General features: G+C 66.3%; 9 protein-coding genes and 1 pseudogene. 5 read left to right on the top strand and 5 right to left on the bottom strand.

The features are described 5' to 3' along the window. Positions 1–594: 594 nt before the first annotated feature. Positions 595–1,323, bottom strand: a complete 729-nt coding sequence (locus WAQ08_RS18590; protein ID WP_422193684.1) for a SapC family protein — start codon at positions 1,321–1,323, stop codon at positions 595–597. Between the two features lie 89 nt (positions 1,324–1,412). Here WAQ08_RS18590 and ubiA point away from each other — a divergent pair, with 89 nt between their 5' ends. Further along, positions 1,413–2,321, top strand: a complete 909-nt coding sequence (gene ubiA, locus WAQ08_RS18595) for a 4-hydroxybenzoate octaprenyltransferase (protein ID WP_422193686.1) — start codon at positions 1,413–1,415, stop codon at positions 2,319–2,321. A 6-nt stretch (positions 2,322–2,327) separates the two neighbouring features. Here ubiA and proC read toward each other — a convergent pair whose 3' ends face one another. Further along, entirely contained in the window at positions 2,328–3,161 is an 834-nt protein-coding gene (gene proC / locus WAQ08_RS18600; protein ID WP_422193688.1) for a pyrroline-5-carboxylate reductase, read from the bottom strand. Next, positions 3,158–3,868, bottom strand: a complete 711-nt coding sequence (locus WAQ08_RS18605; protein WP_422193689.1) for a YggS family pyridoxal phosphate-dependent enzyme — start codon at positions 3,866–3,868, stop codon at positions 3,158–3,160. Before WAQ08_RS18605 ends, proC begins: the two co-directional genes overlap by 4 nt. 46 nt (positions 3,869–3,914) lie before the next feature. On the opposite strand from WAQ08_RS18605, the gene WAQ08_RS18610 reads away from it, so the two are divergent. From WAQ08_RS18610 to WAQ08_RS18625, 4 genes are all read left to right on the top strand, one after another. Further along, positions 3,915–4,958 carry a type IV pilus twitching motility protein PilT gene (locus WAQ08_RS18610; protein ID WP_422193691.1) on the top strand — a complete coding sequence of 348 codons (1,044 nt, stop codon included), beginning with the start codon at positions 3,915–3,917 and terminating at the stop codon, positions 4,956–4,958. Between the two features lie 62 nt (positions 4,959–5,020). After that, the gene (locus WAQ08_RS18615) at positions 5,021–5,671 is read left to right on the top strand and encodes a Crp/Fnr family transcriptional regulator (RefSeq protein ID WP_422193692.1); all 651 of its coding nucleotides are present in this window, start codon (positions 5,021–5,023) and stop codon (positions 5,669–5,671) included. A gap of 82 nt (positions 5,672–5,753) precedes the next feature. Beyond that, complete coding sequence (locus WAQ08_RS18620; protein ID WP_422193694.1) at positions 5,754–6,890, top strand: PilT/PilU family type 4a pilus ATPase; 1,137 nt, start codon at positions 5,754–5,756, stop codon at positions 6,888–6,890. Positions 6,891–6,972: 82 nt separating this feature from the next. Beyond that, entirely contained in the window at positions 6,973–7,881 is a 909-nt protein-coding gene (locus WAQ08_RS18625; protein WP_422193695.1) for an NAD(P)-dependent oxidoreductase, read from the top strand. An 18-nt stretch (positions 7,882–7,899) separates the two neighbouring features. On the opposite strand, the gene WAQ08_RS18630 is transcribed toward WAQ08_RS18625, so the two are convergent. Beyond that, complete coding sequence (locus WAQ08_RS18630; RefSeq protein ID WP_422193697.1) at positions 7,900–8,568, bottom strand: BON domain-containing protein; 669 nt, start codon at positions 8,566–8,568, stop codon at positions 7,900–7,902. 5 nt (positions 8,569–8,573) lie between these two features. Next, positions 8,574–8,955: pseudogene (locus tag WAQ08_RS18635) on the bottom strand (phosphoheptose isomerase); the annotation flags it as partial.

Raw genomic sequence — 8,955 nt, forward strand, 5'->3', positions numbered from 1 at the left:
ACCATTGGTGGGGTCCAACTATAGGGGATCAGATGGGCTGGATTGACAGTTCACGCCGAACGCCCTCAATCAAGGGTTAACACTTGGTCGAAGCCGGGAGTTTTTGCACCGGAACCGAGATCACCCCTGCTCGCGTCGAGGTAGCGCAGCCCAACTCACTGCGCACCCTGCGGGCGCTCCGTTCAAACATGGTCTGCAAGTCAGATGAACGAAGCGCGCTACGCGCGCCTACCTCGCTGCTGCGCTGCTCAGCGCCAACAAGGCGCCCGGCCGGCCACCCCCACATCCCTGTTTCGCCCCGCTGGTGGCGTGCCTAAAAGGGGCGAGGTGGAGCGGCGGCGTCACGGCGTGTTTGCTTGATGCGCCGCTGTTACTGCGTGCTGGCCGATGGCGTTAACGAAGGCTGCACAACAGATCTGCGCGTTGAATCTTGGGCGCAAGGCCTGGGCAGGCAAAGGATCGGGCCTCCGCATGCGGAGAGCGGGGCATCCAAGGGCAGAGGCCCCCTCAGACCCCGCGCCGCGCTGCCCCGACAAAACGCTCAACCCGTTGCAGCCCCAGAAGAAGCCAAAGCAACAAAGCAAACAAAAAGCTTCAATTCGCCAGCTTGCGACTCAACCGAGCCCCCAGCTTGCTCACGTTGTTGAGCGACAGCAAATGCGCATGGATCCAGCCCAGCGCACCACTGGCGAACAACTCCTGCACCACCTCGGGGGCCAGTTGCCGCAGCTTGTCCTCATCGACCACCTTGAAGCCGTTGAGGTTCAGGTGCTGCTCGCCCAGCTTGAAATCAATGTTGCGCTCGACCAGCAGCCCCAGTTCGTTCAGCCGCTTGGCGAACAGCGTCGTGCGCTGCATGTCGTTGTGGAAGTCCAGCAGAAACTTCTGCAGCTGCTGCAGATAAGGCGTGACCTTGCCTTCGTCCGTGAACAGCGCTTCGCCATCGGTGTTGTTCAGGCCGTCGAAGGCTTCGTCCACACACACCGTCAGCTGGTCGCCGCCCGGCTGCTCGGCCAGCACGAAGGGATAGCGGCGGATGAAAGCCGGCAGATAGCTCTGCGGATCCCAGCGGCCTTCCGCGTCGATGTACAGATTCTCCTTGTCGCGCAGCCCCACCACCGACACCATCGTGTGCTGGTCACCCGAGGCGACGAACACGCAAGGCAGGTCCAGCGCGGCCAGCGGCAGCTCGGTCACGGCCATCAGCAGCGAGTTCGTCTCGCGCGCGAAATTCAGGTGCTGCCCACTGGCCTTCACACGCAGCGCGCGGTGCTGGTCACGGTTGACGGGTGTCAGGCGTTCATACATCAGCATGGTCTTCATGGCGTGATCCTGTGTGCTTGTCTGTTGTCTGGGTAGGTGATGGTGCGCAGCATAGCGCGTGCAGATGTCGCACTTGCGATAATGCCCCCGTGAACAGCACGACACAGCCTCCGCACCAGCCCTTGCCTCCCAAGGCGCGCCTGTCGCTCTACCTGGACCTGATCCGCTGGAACCGGCCCCAAGGCTGGCTGTTGCTGCTGTGGCCCACGCTGGCCGCGCTGTGGTTGGCCGCGCGCGGTTTCCCGGGCTTGTGGCTGCTGGTGGTGTTCACGCTGGGCACGGTGCTGATGCGCAGTGCCGGCTGCACCGTCAATGACGTGGCCGATCGGGATTTCGACAAGCACGTCAAGCGCACTGCCGAGCGGCCCATCACCAGCGGGCGCATCTCCGTGAAGGAGGCGCTCATGGTGGGCCTGGTGCTCACGCTGGTCTCCTTCGGCCTGGTGCTCACCACCAACCTGGCCACCATCGCGTGGTCCTTCGGCGCACTGGGTGTGACCATCCTCTACCCCTTCACCAAGCGCTTCTTCGCGATGCCGCAGGCGGTGCTGGGGGTGGCCTTCAGCTTCGGCATCCCCATGGCCTACACGGCCACGCAGGGCAGCGTGCCGGCCGAGGCCTGGTGGCTGGTGGTCGGCAACCTGGCCTGGGTGCTGGCCTACGACACCGAGTACGCCATGGTCGACCGTGATGACGACCTGCAGATCGGCATGCGCACCTCGGCGATCACGCTGGGCCGTTTCGATGTGATCGGCGTGGCCCTGTTCTACGCCACCTGCATCGTGTGCTGGGCCCAGGTGGGTTACCTGGCCGGGCTGGGCATCGTTTATTGGGCGGCGATGGCGGCTGCCGCGGCGCAGGCGCTGTGGCACGTCTGGATGATCCGATCGCGCCGCCGCGACGACTGCTTCGCCGCCTTCCGCATGAACCACTGGCTGGGGTTTACCGTGTTCGTGGGCGTGCTGGGCAACGATCTGCTGGCACGCGTCGCGGCCTGAGCTTGCTCAGCGCCCGAATTCGTCACCCAGTTCACCGGCGCGCTTTTGCGCCGCACGCATCGCCTCGATGAAGCTGGCCTTCACGCCGGCGTCTTCCAGCGTGGTCAGCGCCGCGTAGGTGGTGCCCCCTTTGGACGTGACCTTCTCACGCAGCGTTGCAGGGCTGTCCTCCGACTGCGTGGCCAGAGCCGTGGCGCCGGCGAAGGTGGCCAGGGCCAGCGCGCGGCCCTGCTCAGGGCTCAGGCCCATGTCGGCCGCAGCCTGCACCATGGCCTCGATGAAATAGAACACGTAGGCCGGGCCTGAGCCGGACATGGCCGTCACGGCGTCCAGGTCTGCTTCCTGGCCTACCCACAGTGCCTGGCCGGTGGGCTGCACCACGGCATCGATGGCGGCGCGCTCGGCGACCGTCACGTCAGGCCGTGCGAACAGGCCGGTGATGCCCTGGCCCACCAGCGCCGGTGTGTTGGGCATGGCGCGCACGATGCGGCCGGTGCCCAGCAGGCGGGCCATGTCGTCGGTGCGCAGGCCGGCCATCACGCTGTAGTGCAGGGCCTGCTGGGTGAAGCCAGCGACCTGGCCGGTGGCTTCCTTGAACTGCTGAGGCTTCACGGCCCACACCACCAGGTTCGCGCCACTGAGGGCCGCATCGGGGGAGGCCTGGGTGCGCAGGCCCTGGGCGGCCAGGCGCGAGCGCGCCGCCTCACCCGGGTCGATGACGAGGATGGACTCAGGCTTGCGTCCCTGGCGCAGCAGGCCGCCGATGATGGCCGAGGCCATGTTGCCGCCGCCGACAAAGGCGATCAGGTCGAAGGGCGTGGGTGTCGTGGAGGTGCTCATGGTGGGGAATGATAGGTGCGCCCGCCGAAGATCGCCGTGCCCACGCGCACCATCGTGGCGCCTTCGGCGATGGCGGCCTCCAGGTCGGCACTCATGCCCATCGACAGGGTGTCCAGCGGCAGCCCGTCGGCGCGCAGGGTGTCGAACAGGGTCTTCAAGCCGTGGTGGGCGGCGTGCTGGGCCGCTTCGTCAGGGGAGGGGGCTGGCAGGGCCATCAGGCCGCGCAGCCGCAGCCGGGGAAGCAAGGCGATGGCCCGGGCCAGGGCAGGGGCTTCGGCCGGGTCGGCGCCGCTCTTGCTGTCTTCACCGCTGGTGTTGACCTGAACCAACACATTGAGCGGGGGCAAACCCGCTGGCCGCTGCTCGCTCAGGCGTTGCGCGATCTTGAGCCGGTCCACGCTGTGCACCCAGTCGAAGCGCTCGGCCACGGGCCGGGTCTTGTTGCTCTGCAGGGGGCCGATCAGGTGCCATTCCAGGCCCTGGCCCCCGCTGGCACGGGCGTCACGCAGGGCGTCCATCTTGTCCAGGGCCTCCTGCACGTAGTTCTCGCCGAAGCGGAACTGGCCGCAGGCGGCGGCCTCGCGCACCGCATCAAAGCCGAAAGTCTTGCTCACGGCCAGCAGGGTTACCTCGTCCAGCGCTCTATCGGCTGCCGCACAGGCCTGCTTGATCCGGTGCGACAAGAGTTGTAGGTTGTGGGAGATCATCGCGATAATGGGGCGATCATAGTGACGTCAGTCAGGCCAAACATCCATGGACATCACCCAACTGCTCGCGTTTTCGGTCAAGAACAAGGCATCCGACCTGCACCTCTCGGCAGGCCTGCCCCCCATGATCCGTGTCCATGGCGACGTGCGCCGCATCAACGTGGACCCGCTGGACCACAAGTCCGTGCACGACATGGTGTACGACATCATGAACGATGCGCAGCGCAAAGCCTACGAAGAGACGCTGGAATGCGACTTCTCATTCGAGATCCAGGGTCTGGCGCGCTTCCGGGTGAATGCCTTCAACCACAACCGTGGCGCGGGCGCCGTCTTCCGGACCATTCCGAGCAAGATCCTGACGCTGGAGCAGCTCAATGCGCCCAAGGTGTTCCAGGAGCTGGCGCTCAAGCCGCGCGGCCTGGTGCTGGTGACCGGCCCGACCGGCTCGGGTAAATCGACCACGCTGGCCGGCATGGTCAACCACCTGAACGAAACCGAGTACGGCCACATCCTCACGGTGGAGGATCCGATCGAATTCGTGCACGAGTCCAAAAAGTGCCTGGTCAACCAGCGTGAGGTGGGGCCTCACACCCTGAGCTTCGCCAACGCCCTGCGCTCGGCCCTGCGTGAAGACCCGGACTGCATCCTCGTGGGTGAAATGCGCGATCTGGAAACCATCCGCCTGGCCCTGACCGCCGCCGAAACCGGCCACTTGGTCTTCGGCACCCTGCACACCTCCAGCGCCGCCAAGACCATCGACCGCGTGGTCGACGTGTTCCCCGCGGCCGAGAAGGACATGGTTCGCGCCATGCTGTCCGAGTCGCTTCAGGCCGTGATCTCGCAGACGCTGTGCAAGACCAAGGACGGCTCAGGCCGCGTGGCCGCGCACGAGATCATGATCGGCACCTCCGCCATCCGCAACCTGATCCGCGAGAACAAGATCGCGCAGATGTACTCGTCCATCCAGACGGGCAACAACATCGGCATGCAGACGCTGGACCAGAACCTGACCGACCTCGTCCGCCGCAATGTCATTTCGCCGGCCGAGGCGCGCGCCAAGGCCAAATTCCCCGAGAATTTCCCTGGTTGATCCAGGCTTGATCGCGCGGCGAGCCGCCGCGCCGGGGCTTGGGTGCCCCATGGGGAGAGACCATGAAGAAAAAGAGCTTCTTCGATCGCATCATCGGTGTGTCCTCGGGGGGCGATACCTTGCCGCCGCCCATCGACGATCCGGGCTTTTTTGCCACCCAGTTCATGGAGCGGCCCGAGAGCGTTCGTGCCAAATCCGCCTGGGCGGCCCGGGCCTTGGTGGTCGGCGCCCAGTCATTTTCCAGCGATGAGGGGTTCCAGGCGCTGGAGAAGGCCTGGGGAGGCGATCACTTCTTCGCCGCGCTGGACCGTGGTGAGCGCAAGCGCTTGTCTTCCGTGATCGAGTTCGTCACCGTACCGGCCGGGCGCGAGGTGATCGTGCAAGAGGAAAGGGGCGATTACGCCCTGGTGGTGCTCGAAGGCGTCGTGGCGGTGGACCGGGCGCAGCCTGCAGGTGGCCGTGCCCGCCTGGCCGAGGCGCGCGAGGGCGATCTGCTGGGCGAAATGTCCCTGCTGGACGCGGGCTCGCGGTTTGCCTCCTGCCTCACGCTCACCTCCTGCAAGCTGGCCGTGCTGACCACGGAAGCGCTGGACGACCTGTCCATCGAAGAGCCTCGCGTGGGCATGGCCGTGATGGCCTCGGTGGCGCGGCGCCTGTCCTTGCGTACGCGGCAACTCAGCGGCAGACTGGGCGCATTGCTCGTTTCCGGTTGAGCGTTGCGGGAAAACCTCTGCCTGCCGGGGCCGCGGGCCGTTTTCCAATACACATCGATTCATTCAGTTCAGGATTTCCGCCATGGAACGCGATCAGGCCTCCAAATTCATCAACGATCTGCTCAAGCTGCTGATCACCCGCGGGGGGTCCGACCTGTTCCTGACCGCCGATTTCCCGCCGGCCATCAAGGTCGATGGCAAGGTGACCAAGGTCTCGCCCCAGCCGATGACCTCCGCCCACACGCTGGCGCTGGCCCGTTCGATCATGAACGACAAGCAGGCCGCCGAGTTCGAGCGCACCAAGGAGTGCAACTTCGCGATCGCCCCGGGCGGGGTGGGGCGCTTCCGCGTGAACGCTTTCGTGCAGCAGAGCCATGTGGGCCTGGTGCTGCGGGTGATCCCGGCGCAGCTGCCCACGGTCGATGGCATGGGCCTGCCGCAGATCCTGAAGGACGTGGTGCTGACCAAGCGCGGCCTGGTGATCCTGGTGGGCGCCACGGGCTCCGGCAAATCGACCACGCTGGCCGCCATGGTGGACCACCGCAACGAGCACACCCACGGCCACATCATCACCATCGAGGATCCGGTCGAGTTCGTGCACCCGCACAAGAACTGCATCGTCACGCAGCGTGAGGTCGGCATCGACACCGACGGCTGGGACATCGCGCTCAAGAACACGCTGCGCCAGGCCCCTGACGTGATCCTGATGGGCGAAATCCGCGACCGCGAGACCATGGAGCACGCCGTGGCCTTCGCAGAAACCGGTCACCTGTGCTTGGCCACCCTGCACGCCAACAGCGCCAACCAGGCGCTGGACCGCATCATCAACTTCTTCCCCGAAGAGCGCCGTGCCCAGTTGCTGATGGACCTGTCGCTCAACCTCAAGGGGCTGATCTCGCAGCGCCTGGTGCCGCGTCAGGAAGGCAAGGGCCGCGCCGCTGCCGTCGAGATCCTGCTCAACACGCCCCTGATCAGCGACCTCATCTTCAAGGGCGAGGTTGGCGAGATCAAGGAGATCATGAAGAAGTCGCGCGAGCTGGGCATGCAGACCTTCGACCAGGCCCTGTTCGACCTGTACGAAGGCAACTACATCACCTTCGAGGACGCGCTGCGCAACGCCGATTCCGTCAACGACCTGCGCCTGCAGATCAAGCTCAACAGCGCGCGTGCACGCAACACCGACCTGGGCGCAGGCACCGAGCACCTCAAGATCGTCTGAGGCGCGCCCTCGAACGATTCGGACAGCGGTGCATGGCGCCGCTGCCACAATAGGCCCCTGTCCGACACAGGGGCCTTTTTTCATGATCGCCGACAAGACTTACGAGCCCGTTCAAACACTGCGCCTGGCCTTCCTGGGCCTGGGCACCATGGGTGGCCCTATGGCAGCGCACCTGCTCAAGGCCGGCCACCACGTCACCGTCTACAACCGCACGCAAGCCAAGGCCGAGGCCTGGCTGGCTGACGTGGGCCAGGATCCCCGTGCAGGCGTGGCCGCCACGCCGCTGGAGGCCGCAGCGTCGGCCGACATCGTGCTGTCCTGTGTGGGCAATGACCAGGATCTGACCGAGGTCACCACCGGCCCGCAGGGGGGCTTTCATTCCATGGCGGCAGGCACGCTGTGGGTGGACCACACCACCACGTCGGCCCAGGTGGCGCGCGACCTGGCGGTGCAGGCCCGGGCCAAGGGCATTGGCTTCATCGATGCGCCCGTGTCCGGGGGCAACCTGGGCGCCATCAATGGTGTGCTCACGGTGATGTGCGGTGGCGATCAGGCTGATTTCGACCGGGCAGCACCCGTGCTTAAGGCCTTCTCGCGCGCCGTGACCCGTCTGGGTGATCCGGGCGCGGGCCAACTGGCCAAGATGGTCAACCAGATCTGCGTGGCCAGCGTGGTGCAGGGCCTGGCCGAGGCCCTGGCCTTCGGCCAGAAGGCCGGCCTGGACATGCACAACGTGATCGAGGTGATCTCGCAGGGCGCGGCCAGCAGCTGGCAGATGATCAACCGCGGCCCCACGATGGTGGACGACCGCTTCGATTTCGGCTTTGCCGTGGACTGGATGCGCAAGGATCTGGGCCTGTGCCTGGACGAGGCCCGACGCCAGGGCGCGGCCCTGCCGGTCACCGAGCTGATCGACCAGTACTATGCCGAGGTGCAGGCCATGGGCGGCGGCCGCTGGGATACATCCAGCCTGATCCGCCGCCTGCGCTGAGCGCGCGGGGGCTGGCGCTCAGCGCTCGCTCGGGGCTGACGCAGGCTGCGCCGGGCCCTTGGGCGTCTTCTCGGCCAGTTCGGCCTCGCTGATGATGTGGAAGACCTTGACGACCTTCTGCACGCCGCTCACGGTCGAGGTCAGCTCGGCCGCGCGGTTGGCTTCGCGCTCGGTCACCATGCCCATCAGGAAGACCTCGCCGCGCTCGACCACCACCTTGAAGGCGTTGGACATCACGTCACGCGCGTCCACCATGGTGGCCTTGATCTTGGTCTGCAGCAGCACGTCGTTGCTGCGCGAGGTGAGCGAGCTGTTGCCCATCACGGCCAGCTCGTTGACCACCGACTTCACGTTCTCGGTCTGGCTGGCGGCCAGCTCGGCGGCCTGCTTGTCGGCGTCGGAGGCGACCTCGCCGGTCAGCAGCACCACACGGTTGTAGGCGTTCACGCTCACGTGGCCCTGCTCGCCCAGGGCAGAGCGGATGCGGTTGGCGGCCTTGAGTTCGATGCCCTTGTCTTCGACCTGCGTGCCGGAGGTGCGGCGGTCGGTCGCGACAAAGGCGCCAGCGGCGGCGCCACCCAGCACCAGCGGGGCGCAGGCGCTCATCAGGCCGGCGGCAGCGACCACCAGGGCCGTGCCGGTCAGGCGGGTCATCCATCGGGCCGCGGGGGCGCGGCGTTGGCTCATGAACATCACAACTCCTCTCCAAGCAGGTGGGCATCCACCGCTTCACTCAACAGATGCACGGCCAGCCAGGCCGTGCCGAACAGGTGTGTGGCGTGCACGCCCGGCAGCGGAACCCACACATCGGTGTCACGCACCATGGGGCCCAGTACCGAGGCAGCCTCGCCAGTCATCACCACCAGTGTCAGGTCCATGTCGCGCGCCGTGGCCGTGGCTGCGGCCAGCTCGCCTTCGGCCTGCTCCAGGGAGAAGGCCAACCAGACATCACCGGGTTGACCCAAAGCGCGCACCTGAGTTTCAAGGTGACCGCTTTGCGCGGCTTGGCCGGGGCCCCAGCCGTTGCACACGGACACCGCGGCCAGCGGCGGGCGCGGCCGGCCCGTGCCCTGC

Source organism: Aquabacterium sp., assembly GCF_049274795.1.
Classification (GTDB): domain Bacteria; phylum Pseudomonadota; class Gammaproteobacteria; order Burkholderiales; family Burkholderiaceae_C; genus Aquabacterium.